General features: G+C 46.7%; 17 protein-coding genes. 6 read left to right on the top strand and 11 right to left on the bottom strand.

Features of this window, described 5'->3' with window-relative positions; genetic code table 11:
- Positions 1 to 29: 29 nt before the first annotated feature.
- The 3 genes from hflC to GO003_RS03855 all read right to left on the bottom strand — a co-directional run bounded on the left by hflC (position 30) and on the right by GO003_RS03855 (position 3637).
- The gene (gene hflC / locus GO003_RS03845) at positions 30 to 890 is read right to left on the bottom strand and encodes a protease modulator HflC (RefSeq protein WP_159659228.1); all 861 of its coding nucleotides are present in this window, start codon (positions 888 to 890) and stop codon (positions 30 to 32) included.
- The gene (gene hflK / locus GO003_RS03850; RefSeq protein WP_159659227.1) at positions 887 to 2053 is read right to left on the bottom strand and encodes an FtsH protease activity modulator HflK; all 1167 of its coding nucleotides are present in this window, start codon (positions 2051 to 2053) and stop codon (positions 887 to 889) included. Before hflK ends, hflC begins: the two co-directional genes overlap by 4 nt.
- Before the next feature lie 126 nt (positions 2054 to 2179).
- The gene (locus GO003_RS03855; RefSeq protein ID WP_159659226.1) at positions 2180 to 3637 is read right to left on the bottom strand and encodes a sigma-70 family RNA polymerase sigma factor; all 1458 of its coding nucleotides are present in this window, start codon (positions 3635 to 3637) and stop codon (positions 2180 to 2182) included.
- 140 nt (positions 3638 to 3777) lie between these two features.
- Between GO003_RS03855 and GO003_RS03860 the strand changes: the two genes are divergently transcribed.
- Positions 3778 to 4701, top strand: coding sequence for a MerR family transcriptional regulator (locus GO003_RS03860; RefSeq protein ID WP_159659225.1), 924 nt, complete (start codon positions 3778 to 3780; stop codon positions 4699 to 4701).
- Between the two features lie 202 nt (positions 4702 to 4903).
- Here GO003_RS03860 and GO003_RS03865 read toward each other — a convergent pair whose 3' ends face one another.
- Complete coding sequence (locus GO003_RS03865; RefSeq protein ID WP_159659224.1) at positions 4904 to 5275, bottom strand: hypothetical protein; 372 nt, start codon at positions 5273 to 5275, stop codon at positions 4904 to 4906.
- Positions 5276 to 5406: 131 nt separating this feature from the next.
- On the opposite strand from GO003_RS03865, the gene mgtE reads away from it, so the two are divergent.
- On the top strand, positions 5407 to 6747 hold the full coding sequence (gene mgtE / locus GO003_RS03870) for a magnesium transporter (RefSeq protein ID WP_159659223.1): 1341 nt from the start codon (positions 5407 to 5409) through the stop codon (positions 6745 to 6747).
- Between the two features lie 22 nt (positions 6748 to 6769).
- On the top strand, positions 6770 to 7819 hold the full coding sequence (locus tag GO003_RS03875; RefSeq protein ID WP_159659222.1) for a threonine aldolase family protein: 1050 nt from the start codon (positions 6770 to 6772) through the stop codon (positions 7817 to 7819).
- 57 nt (positions 7820 to 7876) lie between these two features.
- Here GO003_RS03875 and GO003_RS03880 read toward each other — a convergent pair whose 3' ends face one another.
- The gene (locus GO003_RS03880) at positions 7877 to 8536 is read right to left on the bottom strand and encodes a thiopurine S-methyltransferase (RefSeq protein ID WP_159659221.1); all 660 of its coding nucleotides are present in this window, start codon (positions 8534 to 8536) and stop codon (positions 7877 to 7879) included.
- 209 nt (positions 8537 to 8745) lie between these two features.
- Here GO003_RS03880 and GO003_RS03885 point away from each other — a divergent pair, with 209 nt between their 5' ends.
- Complete coding sequence (locus GO003_RS03885; protein ID WP_159659220.1) at positions 8746 to 10212, top strand: porin; 1467 nt, start codon at positions 8746 to 8748, stop codon at positions 10210 to 10212.
- A gap of 44 nt (positions 10213 to 10256) precedes the next feature.
- On the opposite strand, the gene GO003_RS03890 is transcribed toward GO003_RS03885, so the two are convergent.
- From GO003_RS03890 to GO003_RS03905, 4 genes are all read right to left on the bottom strand, one after another.
- Positions 10257 to 10940, bottom strand: coding sequence for a DUF1294 domain-containing protein (locus tag GO003_RS03890; RefSeq protein WP_159659219.1), 684 nt, complete (start codon positions 10938 to 10940; stop codon positions 10257 to 10259).
- A gap of 129 nt (positions 10941 to 11069) precedes the next feature.
- On the bottom strand, positions 11070 to 11273 hold the full coding sequence (locus GO003_RS03895; protein ID WP_231088809.1) for a sensor histidine kinase: 204 nt from the start codon (positions 11271 to 11273) through the stop codon (positions 11070 to 11072).
- 258 nt (positions 11274 to 11531) lie between these two features.
- Positions 11532 to 14936 carry a PAS domain S-box protein gene (locus GO003_RS03900; RefSeq protein WP_159659217.1) on the bottom strand — a complete coding sequence of 1135 codons (3405 nt, stop codon included), beginning with the start codon at positions 14934 to 14936 and terminating at the stop codon, positions 11532 to 11534.
- A gap of 334 nt (positions 14937 to 15270) precedes the next feature.
- On the bottom strand, positions 15271 to 15546 hold the full coding sequence (locus GO003_RS03905) for a late competence development ComFB family protein (RefSeq protein ID WP_159659216.1): 276 nt from the start codon (positions 15544 to 15546) through the stop codon (positions 15271 to 15273).
- Between the two features lie 377 nt (positions 15547 to 15923).
- Here GO003_RS03905 and GO003_RS03910 point away from each other — a divergent pair, with 377 nt between their 5' ends.
- Positions 15924 to 16160, top strand: coding sequence for a hypothetical protein (locus tag GO003_RS03910; protein ID WP_159659215.1), 237 nt, complete (start codon positions 15924 to 15926; stop codon positions 16158 to 16160).
- 716 nt (positions 16161 to 16876) lie between these two features.
- Positions 16877 to 17494 carry a hypothetical protein gene (locus GO003_RS03915; protein ID WP_159659214.1) on the top strand — a complete coding sequence of 206 codons (618 nt, stop codon included), beginning with the start codon at positions 16877 to 16879 and terminating at the stop codon, positions 17492 to 17494.
- A 13-nt stretch (positions 17495 to 17507) separates the two neighbouring features.
- Here GO003_RS03915 and GO003_RS03920 read toward each other — a convergent pair whose 3' ends face one another.
- On the bottom strand, positions 17508 to 19391 hold the full coding sequence (locus GO003_RS03920) for a cytochrome c peroxidase (RefSeq protein WP_159659213.1): 1884 nt from the start codon (positions 19389 to 19391) through the stop codon (positions 17508 to 17510).
- Positions 19392 to 19568: 177 nt separating this feature from the next.
- Positions 19569 to 20957: a methanethiol oxidase gene (mtoX, locus tag GO003_RS03925; protein ID WP_231088810.1), complete on the bottom strand. Its 1389-nt coding sequence runs from the start codon at positions 20955 to 20957 to the stop codon at positions 19569 to 19571.
- Positions 20958 to 21010 lie beyond the last annotated feature (53 nt).

The raw sequence follows: 21010 nt of genomic DNA on the forward strand, positions 1-21010 counted from the left end.
TTTTTCTCCTCTATGGAAGTATGAGGATATCATTCTTCTTTCGAAAAATATTTGAAGAAATCAGATTTAGGCTCCAAAACCAGCGTATCCTGGGTTTTTTCGAAAGAAGTAGCATAAGCATTAAGACTTCTATAGAAGGCATAAAATTCCTGATTTTTACCGTAACTTGCCGCGTAAATCTCTGAAGACTTCGCGTCACCGCGACCACGTATTTGCTCGGACTCCCGATACGCATTGGCTAATATTATTTCCCGTTCTTTGTCAGCTTGTGCGCTGATTTCTTCCGCTTGTTCTGAACCCTGAGAGCGAAACTCCCTTGCCACTCTTTCACGCTCGGCCTCCATCCGTCTGTATACTGAACTGCTGACTTCTTCCGGCAAATCTATGCGTTTGATACGAATATCCAAAAGTTCAATCCCATACTCCTTAGCCACGGGTGCCAGCCGTGAAATCAACATACGGCGCATATCGCCCCTGTCTTCCGAAACCAGCTCTTTAATTGTCCGCCTGCCGAACTCGCCCCGCATGGCGTCTTTCATCACTTGATCCAGTCGCAGGTTCGCCTGATATTCGTCACCACCCATAGTGGTGTAGAAAAGACCGACATCTGATATTTTCCATTTAACAAATGAGTCAACGATTACGTTTTTCTTTTCGGATGTCAGAAACCGCTCTGACTTCGCATCCAGCGTCTGCACTCTGGCATCGTAATGGCTGACGTTATTGATTAACGGCAGTTTAAAGTGTAAACCCGGATCGTAATCGGATTCAACAATTTCACCCAGTCTGAATTTGATCGCTTTTTCGCTTTCTCCTACATAAAACACGGTCATATAACTGAGGAGTAAGGCACTCAAGCTTATTGGAACTAATATTTGTGCTGGGTTCATAATCTGCTCCTGCTAACGCGACTTACCGGTTGTTGTTTTTGGATATTTTTAAGCTTTTCAGCTTGGGCGACCTGCCCTGCAGCCTGACTTATTTTTTCGGAGATTGAAGCTGAGTCGCTTTTATTTTTTGATTCGGAGGGGTTAAGCGGCAAATAAAACATGTTGTTACCGTTTTCTACCGTTACCATCACCTTATTGCTGCTGCTGTACAGTTTTTCCTGAGCCTCAAGGTACATCCGTTTGCGGGTTATCTTCGGCGCTTTTTCATATTCTACGAGTAACTGGTCAAAACGTTCGGTTTCACCTTTGGATTTGGCGACCACCTGAGCTTCGTAACCTTCTGCTTCTTGTATCATCCGCGCTGCGGCACCTCTTGCTTTCGGTATGACCTCGTTCGCATAAGCCTCCGCTTCATTGATCAACCGCTGCTTGTCTTCACGGGCTCGAATCGCATCTTCGAATGCATTTTGAACCTCTTCAGGCGGCTGGGCATCCTGCAGGTTGACACTCGCGACTCTTAACCCCGTTTTATACTCATCCATTGCTTTCTGGACTTCATCTTTAATTTCGGTGACGATTTGACTGCGTCCTTCAGTCAGGATAAAACCCATATCGTTTCTTCCGATCACTTCTCGCTCAATGCTCTCGGTGACCTGCCTGAGTGTTGCTTCACTCTGTTTGACGTTGAACAGGTAATCTTTGGCATCCTTGATTTGATATTGCACCGCCAGTCTGACACTGACTATGTTTTCGTCTTTGGTCAACATCAGGGATTCGGGTAAAACAGAACCTGAACCGTTGTTACGGCTGCCCGTGTTGTAACCTATTTCTATGAACCTTTGGTTTTCCACATTGACGATCTGCACGTCTTCCAAAGGCATGGGCAAGTGCCAGTGAGGCCCGGGCATCGAGGTAGAGACATAAGCGCCAAAACGGGTGACAACCCCCCGACTGCCTTGGTCTACTATATAAATACCACTGGCCAGCCAGCTGACACCTAACGCAGCGCCGGCGTACAAAGCCAACTTTTTGGTGTTTTTGGAAAAAAACTGATTAAATTTTTCGGAATATTGATTCCAATGATTATCTATCTGCTCGCCCCAATCCGATTTTGACTTTTCACCCAGATCATGGTGTTCTTTATTCTCATTTTTCCAAGGCATGGTAGTAGTCTCCTGCATGTAGGTTTTTCGACCAGCTTTATCCTCTTCAGCTTAAAACTGAGTGCTTTTTTGCCGGTTTCTTTTAAGATTTTTAGTTTTTAAAGGTTTTGACTCAGGAAAAATGAGTTAACCCGGTTCAAGAAAGTCGATCAGTTCATGACTGAAATTGTTTTTCAGTTTCAATAATGCGCTGTTTTGAATCTGTCTGACACGTTCCCGGGTTAATGACAGATGTTCCGCAATATCCTGCAAGGTCATTTCATGATCATTATCCAGACCGAAGCGGCAGGTAATGATATCGGCCTCGCGAGCAGGCAAAGTCCCTATTGCTTTTCTCAAGCAGGCTTTTAATGCGCTTGCAGCCAAGGTATTGATGGGTTGCGGATAGTGATGTTGCTCTAAAGTGTCTATCACTTCAGGCATGTCTTCATTGTTGTTAATGTTGCTGAACAAAGACACGGTAGGCTGGTAATTGTCGATAATCGCCTTGATTTCGTCTTCAGGCAGTTTGCATTTTTCAGCTAGTTCAGTAACGCTGGGCCAGCGATTATTCTGCAAGTGCAAGCTGTTCATCGCTTCATAAACGGCCGATGCTTTGGCCGCTATGTTGTATGGCAGCCTGACTGTTTTTTCCTGCCGGACCATGACTCTGGAAATGGTTTGTTTGATCCAGTATATCGCGTAAGTAGAAAAGCGAACCGAACGACTAAAGTCGAAACGGTCCACCGCTTTAATCAACCCGACCGTACCTTCCTGAATCAAATCGGAAAATGACAGGGTCTGATTGTTGTATTGACGAGCAATGTAGGTAACCAGTCTGAGATTCCCTTTAATCATGGCTTGGCGGGAATCCACCATACCTTTTAACTTGGCCAGCAGGGTTTTAACTAAAACGTCATCCTGAAAACCCGCTTCTTTGTTCAGATTTTGCGACTTGATGCTGTAAACCACTTGCTGCAAAAAGTTGGGTAAAAACTGTATATCGCTCAGCGCCATCCGGCATTCTTGCAACGTCAATTCAACATTGATACTTTCTTCGGCATTAATGATTTTCTGAAAGCAATTGGTCAGTTTTATTTCAAGGCCCTTCGCTGTATCCTGTACAAGCTCGCTATTTTGTACAGGTTGGCTTTGTTCACAACCGCTCCGGTTAATCAACTCAGAAATATCAACACCTTTGCCCAACGAATCGAGAAATTCAGCCGCCATAATCAGCAGTGCCTGGGGCGAATTGATAATGATCTCTGTCAGTTCTTGTCTGGCCTTCCCCATTTTGCGGGCATGCCAGTTGAACTGTTCAGCAGTCAACACGACTGCATTTTGGGTATGAATTTTAAGTTCCAAAGATTCGGTGGAAGCCGATAAGGTGTCTTCATAATCATCACCATCGGCCTGATCAAGTGGAGTTGCTTCCTGTTCGAATAGTGTTTTCAAGCCAATGTCATTGTCTTGTTTGTTACTTGGCGTTTTAAATTTTGAGTTGGTGCGGTGCAGTAGTGAAGAGCGGTGTTCTTCATTGGTGGCGGACGTTAATCCATCATGAATGAAGCTGGTTGCAAGTTGAACATTTTGAAGCTGGGTCATGGTTATTTTACCCCTTTAATTGGACTACCGATCAGGTAAGCCGTAGAAGTTTATTTGAAGCTAAATTAAAGCTTGGAATCAAAGTTACGCCAAAGTACAATGCTTGTCAAACTTTTTGTTAAACAAACCCTGTGCAAATTATGTATACCATCAAAACAGTTACCTCTCTCACAGGCATTAACACAGAAACCTTGCGCGCCTGGGAAAGGCGTTACGGCACGGTAATCCCTGTTCGCGACGACAAGGGGCGCCGTCTTTATACCCAACAGGACATCGAACGGTTAACCTTACTCTCCAACGCGACCCAGCAAGGCTTCACAATCAGCAAAATTGCCGAATTGAGCAATGCTGAATTGCAGGAACTGGTTTCTTCCCATCAGGAAACACGCAGTAATCACAATGATCTTTTCTTCACTCAAATAATCGATGCGCTGCTCAATTACCGCATGGATCAGTGCGAGGAACTTTTGCGCCGCGCACTGGTGGCAATGGAGCCGCTCGCTTATGCCCGCGATGTTTTGTTACCCACACTGCAGAATGTCGGCAATCTATGGCATGAAGGCAAACTTAGCATTGCACAGGAACATATGTTGTCCGCCTGCGTAAAACGTATAGTTTTAAGCCTGGTCAATTCCATGCACCCTTTTACCGGGCCTAATCCCGGTATCATGTTTGCGACGCTAAGCGGTGAAGACCATGAATTCGGCATATTGCTGACCTGTATGCTGGCTGTCTCTCAGCGCTGTCCGTGCTTTTACATAGGCCCGGATATTCCCGGCGATGAACTGTTAAAAGCCAGTATTCAGCTCAAACCCGCTGTTATTGTCCTTAGCTGCGTGACTTTTCCACCCCTGAATGAAACGGTGCTCGAGTTAAATCAACTTGCTAAATCAACATCCGATGACACGCAATTATGGATAGGCGGTGCAGGTGCCCAGTTTCTTTGCGATAGAAACGAATTGGATAAAAAATTCATTTATACCGCATCTCTGGATGCCTTTAATGACCGCCTGTTACGTCTTCTTAATGTCCAAAGAGCCCGTAACGTGCCACAAAACCCCTGAAAACAGCCGTTTTCATATCCGAAAATCGAATATTCATGAGATATAAACCAGTCGCCTCATCGACCGGATTAACGTAATGATTATTCGGACATTAGTCTTTTCAAAAAGTTCTTGACTAATTTACTCCTGGAATTAAAAAAGACATCTGCCGGACGAGATGCACACGTTTTGTCCAGGATTTTTTAACGTCACGAATCGCTGATTAACGCAATGCAAAGAAGGGTTTCTTACTGAGGTCAAGGCGAGATCCGGGAGTCGCATTGTTTCCTGAATTTAGTCTCACGGCAGGATCAGATGACGTACACTGTCGCTTTCCGGACAACCCGGAGATCAATCGAACGGTTTGCCCTTGACCGGCTTGGCAGGCAGCGGCCAAAATAAAAGGCACTGTTCGCGTTCCCGTGAAGGTCTGGGCGGCATATGGGTAGGATGGATAAGCGACAGCGCGTCCACCTTTAACGGCTTTGGCGGATGCGGCTATCGCCTTATCTGCCCTACAACGGTCTTTCATTTGCAGAGTTGTAGCCAAGACTTCATGAGCGTTAGTAGTTGAAAGGACATCAACGCCATCCATGGCTTCTGGGCCCCGGCAACAAAGGGCCGACGCCAACTTTTAATGTGAACAGTGCCAAATAAAAGCCTTACAGGCTTTTTTTTGGCATGTTAATTCCGAACAACATTAGACAACCTCAATGGAGAAACAGCATGAATGAAGAAATGAGTCATCTGGTCGAACGCCTCAATATCGCCGAGAAAGATGATCAAAAAGCTGTTTTTGAAGAGGCTATAGAAGAACTGGAAAGCACCGAACTGGCTTTGCTGCTGGAGTCATTGCCCTTGCAGGAACGCTTGCAGCGCTGGGAACAGGTGCCGCAGGAAGACCGGGTCGATGTACTGGTGGCCATGCGTTCGCAACCACGCGCAACCATCATTGAAAGCCTGGAAGAAACCGAGTTACAAGCGCTGTTAAGCGGCCTTCATGCTGAAGATTTGATCGAGCTGGCTGAATCGCTGCCGGAATACGTCGTGGACAACGCTTTGAGCGGTATGGATGCCGACCAGCGTAAGCATTACCAATTATCTTCGCAGTATGACGAAGACCAGATAGGCCGTTACGTGGATCATGAATTGATCATTCTGCCGCGCTCGGCCCGAGTCAGGGATGCGTTAAGGCGAATTCAGAATGAATTACCGGATTATACCGACTGTATTTATCTGATTCAGCGCAACGGCAGCTATGTCGGCACCGTTCCCTTGCATAAAATTTACTTGGCGCCTCCTCAAGCGACTCTGGTCAGCCTATCTATAAAAGACCCGGTCACGTTGTCTGCTGAAAGCTATCTCAGCGATGCCACGGAAAAAATGGAGCATTCCGGCTTGAGCGCATTACCGGTGGTCGATAGCAATAACCTGCTTTTAGGCCGCTTGACGTTAAGACTGGCGCTGGAAATCACCCGCGAAGAATATGAAAGCCAATTGATGGCTACCGCCGGTTTAAATGAAGATGAAGATTTATTTGCCCCTGTTTTCCGCAGCTCAAAACGCCGGGCAACCTGGCTGGGCATCAACCTGCTGACCGCTTTCCTGGCATCCTGGACTATCGGTCTTTACGAGGGCACCTTGCAGGAAGTCGTGGCCCTAGCCGTGCTGATGCCCATCGTCGCTTCTATGGGCGGCATTGCCGGCAGCCAAACCTTGACGCTGATCATCAGGGGTATCGCGCTGGGTCAAATAGCCAAAGGCAACATGATACCGCTGCTGATCAAGGAAGTGCGGGTTGGCGCGGTCAATGGTGTGCTCTGGGCATTGGTTATCGGCATCATCGCCGCGATCTGGTTTAGCAGTTTTGGTATCGGCTTTGTGATCGCTACGGCCATCGTCATCAATATCATCGCCGCTGCTTTCTCGGGCGTTATCATTCCGATCGTGCTGGATAAATTCGAGATTGATCCGGCACTATCCGGGTCGGTGATCCTGACAACAGTGACCGATGTGGTCGGCTTTGTCGCATTTTTAGCGTTAGGTTCGGCTTTTTTAATCAATTGATCCGGCAAACAGAGGTACCAGAATGTTTTTCGCATCCGATAACTGGGCGGGCGTCCATCCCGCCATCGCGAGACGACTGTCTGAAGAATCCAGCGGTTTCTCGGCGGCTTATGGCGCCAGCGAACTGGATAAGCGGGTAGAACAGCGCTTCAATATGTTGTTTGAGCGCGAAGTTGCGATTTTTTTTGTCGGTACCGGTACCGCTGCAAATGCTCTGGCACTGGCCGCCGTCAATCGCCCGGGCGGCGTTTCGTTCTGTCACCGTGAAGCGCACATGATTGAAGATGAATGTGGCGCGCCTGAATTTTTTACGCACGGCGCCCGGCTCGCTCCGGTTGATGGTGAAAACGGCAAAATAGATCCCGGCAATCTGAAAGCCGAAATCGCCCGCTTTCCGCCAAATTTTATCCATGCCGGTCAACCCATGGCGGTATCGATCACCCAGGCGACTGAAATCGGCACGCTGTACATGCCGCATGAAATCAAGGCAATTGCGGCGATCGCCAAAGCCAAACAGCTCCCCTTGCACATGGACGGGGCTCGTTTTGCCAACGCACTGACGGCGTTAAACCTGACTCCGGCTGAAATGACCTGGCAATGCGGCGTCGACATCGTTTCTTTTGGCGCTACAAAAAACGGTTGCTGGTGCGCTGAAGCGCTGGTTTTTATGGAACCCGGCATGGCTAGGGATTTGCCGTTCATTCGCAAACGGGCAGCACAACTTTTTTCCAAAACACGCTTTATTGCCAGCCAGTTTGACGCTTATCTCGACGACGATCTCTGGCTAAAATCTGCCCGGCACGCGAATGCGATGGCTGATTATTTACAAAAAGGCATAGAACAAGGGCAAAACGCAAGGCTGGGCTGGCGCACTCAGACAAATGAAGTCTTTTGTATCATGAGTAAAGATTTTGCCGCTTACCTTAAACAACAAGGTGCATTATTTCATGAATGGAACCCGCCCAGAGCCAAAACCGGTTTGTTGGCAGAAAATGAAGTATTGACCCGCCTGGTCACCAGTTTTGCAACAGAAAAAGCGCATGTGGATAGATTCATTGAATTGCTGGGGTAAAAGAAGACCTGATTAGCAAGTTGTTTCAGCTAAATCCATAAGCCCCTCAAACGGTCATCAGGATAATTTTGTCAGCCGGTAAACCCGCTCGATCATCCGGGTTAAGCCTCGCTCCCTGAACCGGGGATTTTCATCGAGCACATCGCGCTCTGCCAGCGAGCTGATTCTATAATTCTCGCCATACAAGGCGTTGACCTCATGATCATTGACCGAAAAAGGCGGTCCATCCATTTCTGCCGGCGGATAATCAATGGCGATCAAAAGCATGTCCGTACCATAAGGCAACAAAGAACTGAGATGAGCGGCATAGCGGCGGCGAAGTTCCGGAGGCAGGGCAATTAACGCGGCCCTGTCAAATACCGCGGTGACGCCTTCAACAACCGCATTCGTTGTCGCAAAAAAATCACCGCAAATCAGCCGCAAGGTTCCAGCCGACCAATGATCAAGACCTTCCATTTGAACATGGGCCGCATCCATCCGGTTTTCGGCAAAAAATTCCTGTACTGCAATGGGGCTGATTTCCACCCCCACGACATCATGACCTTGTCCTGCCAACCACAGCATGTCCTGTGTTTTACCACACAGGGGTACTAAAACACGCCCCTGATTTCCCAAATCAAGCCGGGGCCAAAAATCCATCAAGGACTGATTGACCGCTTCCTGGTGAAAGCCAATGTCCTTGTTTTGCCATTTGTTTAACCAAAAATCTAATTGCACTTTTTTGTCCTGATTTAAAAAGAATAACGTCAAGGCGATTGACCGTTTACCACTTCATAAATTCAATGCAGCTCAAACACCTTGGAGTAGGTGAAAAACCAGCAGACATGGCAGTCATAAAGCTATAACATTTTTTTCATCATCCGTTGTCATAATTCTGTCATATTTTTGTCATAATTGGCGTTTTTGTTAGCTGACAAAACTTCATCATGAACACCCCATTAAATTTGAGGCCGCTTTCCAACGCCGGTAAATGCGCTTTGCTAGGCCTGTCGCTAAACGGAACGGCATTTTCGGCAGAACCACAAAATCCCGAACAGTATAAAGAAGAGTTGTTGGCTATTGAAAAACGTCTCGATGCCAAATTAAAGCTGTTGGATGAAAAGCTGAACCGATTGGAAGTTTTGGAAAACAAATCGTCCGTCGTTACCGCAGAGCCAGCCATCGCAATACCGGCTCCCGTTGCAGCAAAACCGCCCGTTCCAACGCAGACGGTGGAAACCAGGGTAGCTGACAAAGTGCCGTCAAAAAAACAGGATGGTTTTCCGGTCAGTGCCAGTTACGGCAAGAACGGCTTTGAAGTCAAAACCGACGACGGCAAATTCGCCCTGGCCATCCAAAATCGCATACAAGTCCGGTATGCCAACCCTTTTGACAGTGACCCCCGATCAATCAGCCAACTCGAACGCGATCAAAGTTCATTCATGATACGCAGGGCCCGGACCAAGCTTAAAGGCCATGCTTATTGGCCCTGGCTAAAATACTATTTGCAGTATGACTGGTCTCAACCGGTGTTGCGCGATTTAAATCTGAGTTTGGACAAGTTCAATTGGGCCAAATTATGGGTAGGCCGAGGCAAGGTAGTCTATAACGACGAACGCGTTACATCCTCGGGCAACCAGCAGTTTGTCAATCGCTCAATCGTCAACGATATTTTTACCGTGGACCGGCAACAAGGCGTTCAAGTCCTGGGCAATCTTTTTCCCGGCACCTGGTATGACATGAGCTATGCAGCCGGCGTCTTTTCAGGTTTAGGAGTGGGCGAACGCAATAATGACGATGACAATATGATGTATGCAGGCCGCTTGCAATGGAACGCCTTGGGCGGGGAAATGCCCTTCTCCCAATCCGATATCGAATTCCATCAAAAACCGGCGCTCAACTTTGCTTTCGCCGCAGCGACCAACCAAAGCAAGTGTACTGCGTTTGAAACCGACAGCGACAGCTGCAGGAATTTGCGGGGATTTGATGAGGGGGAAGATGGACAATACAAAATCAATCAGATGATGGAGGAAGTCCGTTTCAAATGGCAAGGCTTATCGATACAGCACGAAATGCACTGGAAAGAAATCGAAGACACGCTTAAAGCAGGATCTGATTCATCAAGAGAAACCAATCTAAGAGGTGGCTTAATACAAGCGGGTTACTTCCCTCACTACTTATTTGCGATCGTACCTAAAAATCTGGAATTTGCCGGCCGCTATGCGTTTGTTGATCCGGACACCGGTGTCGACAACGATCTGCAACAGGAAGTCAGCGGTGTCATGACGTATTTCTTCAGTGGCCATTCCAATAAAGTGAATTTCCAGGTCAGTCATTTAATCATCGAAGATCCTATTTTATCCATGAGTCAATCAGAACAGCGGTTTTGGCTGCAATGGGATCTTTCATTTTAACTGTGTGTGAGAATGGTCAGGTAGGATTTATATCATGCTCATTGTTAAAACTTATGCTTCAAAATGTGCCCTTTTTTGTCAAAAATAATCCCATACGAAACGTTCAGAGCGGTTCGTTCTTCAATAAAGGAAAGCGCTGATGCTCCACCGGGTGTATGCAGCCAAATAAAAGCACTGAAATTCAGTAAAACCGTCACCCAAAACACAGCTCTAAAAGATTGTTTTTTAGACTTGTGTCGTAATGTTTTTTGGGCAATCATTCCACCAGGCCAACCACCTGCTAATGAAAACAAATGCAGAGTGCTTTCCTTCGTTCTCCAATCTCCATTTCGAGCCGCTGATTTATCAACTTTATACAAGATAAAAGTCAATAAACTAATAACCAAATAAAATGGCAAGACTAAAAAGGGAACCTTGTTTGTTAGTGCTGATATGCCAACAATCGCAACAAATAATACTGGGATAAAAATAGCGACATAGGCCCTATCAGTTTTTTTGTTATTCGTTAGAAGTTCACCGACTCTTGTCACTCTTTCAGCACAAGGTCTGCCACTTTTATCAGCTGATATGGAATAGGTAACGGCCTGATTTATCGCAGGCATTTTTTTCCGGTTATTAAAAGCTTTGAAATGGACAAAGATTTGTTTCCCACCCTCATTTGGTTCAAGGAATCCAAAACCTTTGTCATCATTCCAGGATATTATTTTTCCCTTGATTCTTGTATCCATATTTTCCAGCGCTTACGAGTGGTTATAGTGTTTACAAATATCTTCCCGATTTTTGGCTCCAAAATCAACAAAGCCTTTATTTAGGCGGCGTTCGCAAGCCCATCAATGCGGTTCGTGCCTCACCGCATTCTACTGGATTAACAAACGCCTTCCGCCCACCCGTTTGGTTTTGGGAAAAAAAAGACCGACACGCACGCGTGAGCCTTCTCCAGGTTTGCTGCTGATTTTTAAATGCCCGCCTAAGCGGTTGCAGAGCCGGTTGACTATCGTCAAGTCTAAGCTGTGGCCCCGGTAAAACGGTTCGAAGACTTGTTGCAGCTGACCTTGTTCCATTCCGATTCCGGTATCGGAGACGGTGACGCGGTTTTCGTCGGCGATGCTGCTGTGCCTTCTCGGGTATAGCTGAACGAATTTCGCAGCAGATTGGTAAACTGAATGTGCGGGGCTTTTTCCGAAGCGACAGAGGACAACAGGATGATGCAAAAAAGCAGTTCGTGGTGAGTTTATCGAACCATGAACCGCATGCCCTTCTACAGGCTCAGGGCGAACGGATCATGATTGATTACCCGGCAAAACAAGCATGACTGAGCACTAAGAACCTGCTTGTCTGGCCAATATCAGCGCAATTTCTTCAGCGGGTGCAGGTTTGGAGATCAAATAACCTTGTCCGTAATCGCAACCGGCCTCGAGTAATAATTGAAATTGCTGTTCGGTTTCGATGCCTTCGGCTATCACTTTGAGCCCCAATTTATGGGCCAACACTATTATCGCTTCACACAAAGCCCTGTCACCCTCATCAGTGGCCATATTCCGGGTAAACATTTGGTCAATCTTGAGATAATCAATATCGAATTTTTTCAGGTACGAAAGCGCTGAATAACCGGTGCCAAAATCATCCAAAGCCACCTGAATGCCCGCATCTCGGTAGGCAAGCAAATGCTCGCGAATACTGTTGCTGGCATCCAGAAGCAAGCCCTCAGTAATTTCAATCACAATGCTTTCACCGGATAGGCCCAGTTCATTGAGGTAAACAAACCAGTCGTCTGAGGATTGATTACGTTTGCCAAACTGTACCGGCGATTTATTGACCCCTATTTTAAAATGAGGAAAATACTGATTTCTCCACTCCCCTGCCTGTTTGGCTGCAACACGAAAAACCCAATCACCAATGTCGTTGATCATTCCGGTTTCTTCCGCTAACGGGATAAATTCAGTCGGACTCACCATGCCGCGTTCCGGATGTTGCCAGCGAATCAAGGCTTCTGCCTTGTGAATCTTGCCGCTGCTCATTTCAACAATCGGCTGATAGAACAATAAGAACTCGTCATTTGCCAAGGCATGCCGCAAATCATTGGTCAGCCGCATCCGGTTCTGCGCGAAGTGTTCCATATCTGAGGTAAAGTAATTGTAACGGTTGCGGCCTTGTTGTTTGGCGCTGTACATGGCCTGATCGGCATTTTTTATCAATTGTTCGGATTCGGTTGCATCCTGCGGGTAAAAAGTAATGCCAATACTGACCGAGATATAGACCCGTTCATCACCCAGACTAAAAGGCTCGGAGAGTTTTTGTAAAATGGCCTGGGCAACCCGGTCGGCACTGAACTCTGAATCGAGAGCGCTGAGAATGATGGTAAATTCATCACCTCCCAACCGCGCAACGGTATCGGCTTGCCTTACACAACCAAGCAATCGGTTGGCAGCCTCCTGTAACAAAATATCACCCATACCGTGTCCCAAGGTATCGTTGATCTCCTTGAAATGATCCAGGTCTAACAGGATAACCCCCAGGCAACCTCCCCCACGTTGGGCTTTTTTAATTTCCTGATCCAGCCGGTCCTGAAACATGCGCCGGTTAGCCAAGTCGGTTAAAGGATCGTAATTGGCCTGCCGCCAAATAGTTTGCTCGACCTTTTTTTGCTCGGTGATTTCAGAGAACATCGCCACCCTTCTCTCGACCGCGCCATTACTCCCGTAGATACTATTGATAACGAGCCACTCGTGATAAATTTCTCCATTTTTGCGCTGGTTCCAAATTTCGCCCTGCCAGTGCCCGGTCAATGTCAAGGAATGCCACATCGCCTGGTAAAAATCTGAATCGTGGCGGCCTGACTTCAGCAAATCCGTTGATTTACCTAATACCTCCTGCTCACTGTAGCCGGTTAAACGGGTAAAGGCTTCGTTAGCCGCTATAATTTTATTTTTGGCGTCGGCTACGATCACTGCTTCGCCGATCGCCTTATACACCATGGCCATAAGCTGCATTTCGTGTTCAATATGCTTGCGTTCGCTGATGTCCAGAATCGAAACAATCAGCGACCTCTGATTATCCAATTCTATAGGCGTCAGACTGATCTCCACCGGAAACTCCGAACCATCTTTGCGCAAGGCATTTAAAGTACGGTTCACACTCATCGGCCGGGCTTTGTTTTCACCCATAAACTGTGCTCGCTTATGGTCATGTCCATGACGGGCGCCCATAGGTACCAGTTCATCAACGCTCCGGCCGATCAAATCGCCCGGAGAATAGGCAAAAATTCTGGATGCGGGGTCATTGGCAAGCCGGATCATACCGTTTTCAGTCACCAGCAAGATGGCTTCAGGAGAGCCATCGAGAATTTTTGACAATTGTGCCCATTGCAATTGCTTGCGGCCGGTTATATCGGTTTGAGTGCCTATCATGCGCAAGGCTTTACCGGCAGGGTCACGACTGACGACCAGTCCGCGTGTCAAAATCCAGCGGTATTCACCATCGACGTGTCTGGCGCGATGTTCGTTGCTGAAGCGCTTGCTTTGCTGGTTGAGATGGGCGTTTAAATCTGCATTCATCCGTTCAAGATCTTCCGGATGAATAGTGGCTTCCCAGTTGCGGTAGTAATCTGCTTTATCCAGCTCTGAAAAGCCAAGAATTTCGATACAGCGTGGCGACAAAAAGACTTTTCCGGTTGATAATTCCCAATCCCAGACCCCGTCACCGCCGCTTTCCAGGGCAAATTTCCAGCGTAATTCGCTCTCCAATAACAACTGTTCATATTGCTTGCGATCGGTAATATCAGCCAATATGCCGCAAACAGCATTTATGTTTCCATGCGCATCGCTTAATGGGAATTTATGAGATAGATAGGTATGGATGCTTCCGTCCGGATGCGGCATTTTTTCCTCATATAGTTGTGGCTGTCCACTGAGCACAACCTGTCTATCGTTTTCCCGCAGGGCATCGGCCTGTTCAACAGAAAACACGTCGAAATCGGATTTGCCTTTGATGGCCTCGTTGTTTACGGCAAACAGATTCTCGTAACACCGGTTAATAAATAAATAGTTACCGTCCAGATCTTTGCTATAGATAACAGCCGGTGAATTTTCTACAATGCTTTGAAACCATGTTTCACTTGTCATAAGCGACTGATCTGCCGCGATACGCTGAGAAACATTACTGACCCGTTCAATCACGCCGTCAATCTGCCCAGTATCATCAAACAACGGAGCCTGAAGCACTATCACTCGATGCACTGTCCCATGATTTAAATCCTGCCAGGCAAAAGGTGCGTGATAGACGGTTTCACCGGCCAATGCACGATGAAAAGCTCCGGGTATGGCGGTTTCTTTTAGAAAAGGAAATACCTCCACAGCCTGCCTGCCTAGACAGGCGTCAGCCACTTTTCCGCAAAGATTTTCCATAAAGCGATTCAAAAAAGTGATCCGGCCTTCCTTGTCGTAAACCAAAACGCCTTCCTGGACTGATTGCAGGATTTGCCGGTTAAAATCACCCCGGTCTCCGGAGGGCGAGAGAAAGCGTAAGAGTGGGATATGATGCAAAGCGAGAAACAAGGGCGTGGCGATCGTAATACCCAATAAATCACTTATCCACCAAGGCATCATAGCAACCAGATTTTTGGCGAAAAAAAACACCCACACCAGTTTTCCAACCAAGGCGCAAGCAACAGCCAGACCGGCAATAGTCAGGCGTTCCTTACGTGTATAGATGGATGATTGTTTCAAAAAACCGGCCCTGATAAGGTTAATGAAAAAATAGTGTAATTATTCAATGTATCGCATGCGTTTTGTGGCCCCGCTGAATAGTTACAAAATCTCAATATCTTGATTTCCCCAACGCCTTAATGCTTAGAGTATAGTTAAAGCAAATTCTTTGGCACAAAGTAGTGATTCGAAACTACATTATCAGAATACATGACTGACCGCGCGCACGCCGGGTAAACTCAAAGTGCTTTGCCGGTCTGCATTCAGCCATCAATGCGAACATTATGAGCAATCAGGGGGAAAGTGATAGAGCAAGAACTACGTTATATAAAATCCGGCCAATTTATTTTAAAGCTTATGTCTCTCTGCCATCATGAGGCCGCCGGTGAACCAATTCAATCGCCTGCCTGATTGCTTTTGAGACGGCCTCCATCATTTCCGTGTATTGGGTTTCTGTAAGATTGGCTGATTTATCGGCAGCATTTCGAACGTAACTGGGTGGCAGTTGATTGAGAACCAAACAAGCCACATCTTCCAGAAATGCGCGGGTCAAAGGCTCTGAAGAACCCTCATTAACCTTCCATAGCTGGTCGATGACCAACTGCTCGTAATAATTACTAATATCCAGCATGTAATCTCCTGTGAATCTGATGGGTGACTCTGAAGTATAAGCATAAATATGCGACTTGATGGGCTCTGAAAAACAATCAGCGTATCTTTATAAAAATGTAAGACAAACACGGGTTTAAGAGTTTTATTTAAAGTGTTGGAGCGGGCCATGCACGCGAATAGGTTACGGCGTCGCTCATATCGCGGACATGGACCGGCTCCTACTAATTATTGTTAAACCCAAACCGCATTCCAAAAGGGAAAATCGCTTATTCGTTGCACCAACCCTGCACGCAACGGATTGACAAAAATAATCCGGGCTACATTCTTTGATTCCTCTTCAACCCGCAAGGCAAAAAAGAGGTCGGTTTACATGTCACCCAAGCCACATAGACCGATATGAGCTTAGCCGAGCGATCAGGAGAAAATCCGGATAATCTGGGTGCCGAGCTTTTAGAGCTAACGGCTAAAGCTCATCAGCATTCCAGCATTATTACCGAAGTGACCGAACAAATTCAGAACCTGACCCAAGACAGCGTCATGGCAATGCAGTTCGAAGATATTGTTACGCAAATGATGGGCAAAATCAGTCAAAAGATGCTGGATGTTGGATGTTGGATGTTGGAAAATACTTAGACAATTTTCTGCAGTTACACCATGATCGAAATCAACACGACGGTTTGCAGCGTTTTAAAATTCGTATCGAACGATTGACACTGCTACTGTCTGAAAGACAAGCCAACATACACAGCCAATCTGCAATAAAAAATGAAGTTGAAACTTCAGTGGTAGATTTATTCTGAGCGATGGCCTGATAAACCGACCCTGCAAAGCCAGCAATTCCAAGTTTGCACTTTTAATAGGGCTTTGAGAGTTGGCGTAAGCCTTTTTATCATCAAACTGGAAATTGCTGCAAAACAGACGCTATTTCATACGGCTCATTATGCGTATTCGTTTCAAAACGCTTAAATCTTCGGCAACGCAAAAACGGGGCATTTCACTATAAAGTGTGTCAATTGCACTAGTTTCAATTTTGAAGCGAACGTGCATTCGCAGCAGTATTTCGATTTATTTAGCGCTTGATTTCAAACAGATAGCGTCAATTCAATACAAAATCGCGCCAGTATTTTTTGACAAAATAATTTATTAGGGCAAAATCCATACCGTTGGAGGCGGCTAAATGTCGCGCGGCAAAATGCCACATTTTCAGTTATCAACGTTGCCGTTAGACTGCGCTTCGACTCTTGTATGCACTCTTCACGAGAACAGAGTTGAAATCCTTCCTCTCAATGCGGCCTCTCCGGCCGCATCTTTTTTCAAACAGCCCGTTATGTCCTGGATGGGGGTACACCGTGTCTATTTTTGATAATCCTGATTTTTTATCAATTCAACCGCTTGATTTAGAAAACAAGCTTTATAAACCTACCGCCCAGTTATTCGACCATGTTAAACACCAGACCACAACCGCTTACCAAGAGCTCAAGGACGTGTTGCTAGAGACACACCGCTTTATTTCAGTCGAGGCCAATCAGGTTTATGAGCACCCTGGCGAAACACTTAATGAATGGTATCAACTCGCCGTAGAAAACGGGACAGCCACGTATCAGGAAGTAGTGCCCAAATTAGCGGCATCCTATCAGCAGGTTGAGAGCGGGTTAATTGACTTGAATGCTCAATCCAAAGCTTTTTGGACCGCCTTCTATGCCGATCCGGAGGCGTTTTCAGTCAGCTTGATCGAACCCTTATTGGCACAACTCAATGGTCTAATGGCTCAAAGTCAAAGCCATTTAAGTTTATTGACGGGGCAAGTCGAAACCTACCTGATCAACACTTATTCCAACCTGTTACAGGTATCTGAATTATTGATGCAGCAACCGGTGAATACTCTCAACGCTGTTTATCAAAACTCGCTAGCTGCATTGCTTGATATCTATGCTCACCTCATTTCGTCGCTGTTGACCCTGGCTTGATCACGCCAAACCGTTAATCAGCATCACTGACCGGCGCATCAAATGCGTCGGCGACCAATTCATCGACATTGTCACCGGTCAGTGATGTTAAAAATGAAACCAAATCATTGATTTCCTTATCACTTAATTTTAATGGCTGTATCAATCGATCCAGATTTTCATTAGCGATGCCACCGCGATTGTAAAACTCTACAACTTCTTTAAGGGTGGCCAATGAACCGTTATGCATATAAGGCGCCGTCAAACTGACATTGCGCAAGGTCGGTGTTTTGTATTTCCAGCGGTCTTCCGGATTTTGTGTCACTTCGTAGCGACCCAGGTCATGGGCTTTTACCTCAGAAACCTGTGCAATCAGATCCGTATCCACGTCAATGAAAATGCCGGGTGCCACCTGGATTTTTCTTTTCGCATCAGGTGTGCCCATCGCTTCGAGGTAACCAATACCGGTATTATGAAAGGTATTATCGGTTAATAAGGCGTCATGCGGGCCAATAGTGTGGCAGGCTGAACATTGGGCTTTACCGGTGAACAACGTAAATCCCCGTTGTTCGGCCTCAGTCAAGGCGCGCTTTTCCTTGCCGTAATGCCATCGATCGAAAGGCGAATTGCCGGAAATGAGGGCTCGCTCATAACTGGCCAAAGCCATGCCTAATGTTTCCATGCTGGGTCCTTTGCCAAAAATTTTGGCAAATTGTTCCGGGTAATCATCGGTGACTTTAAGCTTGTCGATGACATAGCCGACGGAGGGGTTGGCCATTTCATTGTGAGCTAACAACGGCCCCCACACTTGCTGTTCAAGCGTTGACTCGCGGCCATCATGAAATAATACGGTGGAATAGCCTGCGTTATAGAGCGCCGGACTATTGCGTTTAACGCTGCGGCCTTCGATACCTACCGCTGTAGCCATTTCGTTGCTGGTAAATCCTTGTTCAGGTATATGGCACATCGCGCACGAAAACGTATTATTGAGCGACAAGCGGCGGTCATAAAATAGTTTCCTGCCTAATTGAATTTTTTCATGGGTTACTTTATTTTCAGCCGGTTGCGGCATAGCAGGCAATCCCAGCGGAGGCTTGTGAATCAGCTTCATCAAATCCGCTGATTTACCTGTTCTGTGGCTGAGAGCAATACTTTGCGTGACGTAACCGGTTTTTTCATAACTTGTTTTAGAGTCACCCGGTCTATAGGGATTAAGCGGATTGGAAACCTCGGCACTGGGGGATGATTCGCCTTTATTTATCAGGGTTTTGATGTCATTGATCAAGGTGTCAGGATGAAGAAAAGAAGTACTGTAAATATTGCGAATGTGTTTATCGGTATCGATCAGATAAACACGCAGAATATGCGAATAAGTACCCGTGAATCGGCCTTTTTCATCATAGACTTTCTGAATGTTTTGTTTATAGCTGGACAATATGGGTTGCAATTCTTGCTCGGATGCCGTCGTCAAAAAATGCCAGTCCACACCGTTACCGCTAAGCCCCTCACTGTATTGCTTCATTTTATCGGGCGTGTCATGGCCGGGATCGAAACTGAGAGTTACAAGCCGGACACTCGCAGCCAGTTCCGGGTCTTTTTGCAGCCGGTTTTTGATTTTATGAAATACCGCCGTCGCCAATGGACAGCCGTTAACATCGCTGCAGGTTGAATAAATGAAACTTAGCAGCACCGGCTTATCGCCCATCAAACTATGCAGTGTTACGGGCTTGCCTTGGCTGGTCAGAACGTTGCCATCGTCTGCAGTGCCGATTGCCGGAAGACTGTAACTGCCAACGGAGGGCGGGGAAAACTCCAGGGCGCCGTAGCCGGGCGCCAGGGTTTGCTGATTGTTATCGGCATACACTACTGACACACCCGCTATCAGCAACACTATCACCATCAATCTTGACGTTTTCATAGGTAAATTCCGGAATTTATTGCAAACGGTGATTTAAGAACCCAGTAATTCCCAGTTTGACGATAAAAAAAGGGGGTTACGCCAACCCTCAAAGCCACATAAGAGTTCAAACTGGGAATTGCTGTTAAGAACCTGTTTTACCAACAGGTTCTTAATCAGGGCAAGTGAGGAATTACCTCATGGATTTTTAGCCAGGACCGATTGTTGGGCAGGTAAATTTGCGGCATACAAAGAGTATGCGCCAAACCGCATTTGATGCGCCCGGCCCAGTTTTTCCTTGATGAAATCAATAGCAAATTGCTGTTTCAATTCCTTGCCGTCCCAATGGTACAGTTTGAAGAACTGCTCATTGTCAGTGCCTTTTTTGTCCCAATTGGCCAGTAACGAAGAGGTGTAATAAAGCCGTTTGCCATCCCAGCTGGAGGAAACCATATTGACCTGTGCGCCGATTTTTTGTTCGTATATTTGTTTGGGATTAAACGGGTCGGAAATATCGAAACCGCGGGTTTTGCCGTCCATGAACGTGTTGACCCACAGCATTTTGTCATCACTGGAGATGGAAATGTCGACAGGCAACGGAATCTTGCTGGGCTCACCGATATCGGCAACTGCTTTAGTTTGCCATGCGCCTTCTTTATCTTCGTATATCAGCCAGATTTTTGAAGTGAGTGCGGTGCTGGTGAAGCAATAATTATTATTGGCTCCCCATGCACACCGTATCTCCAACGGCGCTCCTGGCACATCAAGCACTTTTTTAGGTTTACGGGCATGAAGATCCCACTGCACAACCGTATTTCCGAAGCGCTTCATGGCTTCCTGATCATTGAGCATTTTGCCGAAATCCATCATGTAATTCGACCAACCGGTAAACGAAGACGTCAGCATCAGGTTACGCCGGGGCAAAACACGCACATCGTAGCCGTAACCGTCGGCATAATTTCCGGTTTTAACCGCGCCTTGCAGGTTACTGTCGGTAGGCGTCCAGTAAGTCGACACATATTCACCTTCATTAGTGTATTCAACCAATGCGGTGCGGCCGCCATGATCTTTGTTGTTGGATAACCCGGTAATCATCATCCGGCCCGGCAACGCATAGGTTGTGTGAGGACCCACGACACCACCGCTCTTGGCGACAAAGTCGGTAATGACTTTAGTCAGCTTGGGTTTGGCTGGATTGGTATGCACATCGAAAATGAAAATCTTGTTGGTATCCAGGCCGCCTGCCCATAAATAGTGGCGGTCATCGGTAAAGCCGGAGTGATGCGCTTCATTGCGTCCACCGACCGACAAGCTATTGATGACTTTTCCGTAGCTGGCCGATTTGGGGTTGACGTCAACTGTGACCAATTTGTCCTGTTCATCGCCAACCCCTTCCATACCTAATGTCCAGACATAAACGAAATCTTCCTGGCCTACAATTTTGGCCATATAAGGCGACATACAGGTTTCATCGGCTTGCACCGACAATGAGCCCAGGCCGGATAGTGCTATTGTCGATACGGCAAAAAAACTGACTTTTAAAAAGTTTCGTAGCGGTTGTGCGGGTTTAATCATTTCTGTTTTCATGGTGTATTCACTCTTCTTGTAATTGTTCATGCGGCGCCAAAGACCCTGGGCCC

The sequence above is a fragment of the Methylicorpusculum oleiharenae genome, assembly GCF_009828925.2.
Classification (GTDB): domain Bacteria; phylum Pseudomonadota; class Gammaproteobacteria; order Methylococcales; family Methylomonadaceae; genus Methylicorpusculum; species Methylicorpusculum oleiharenae.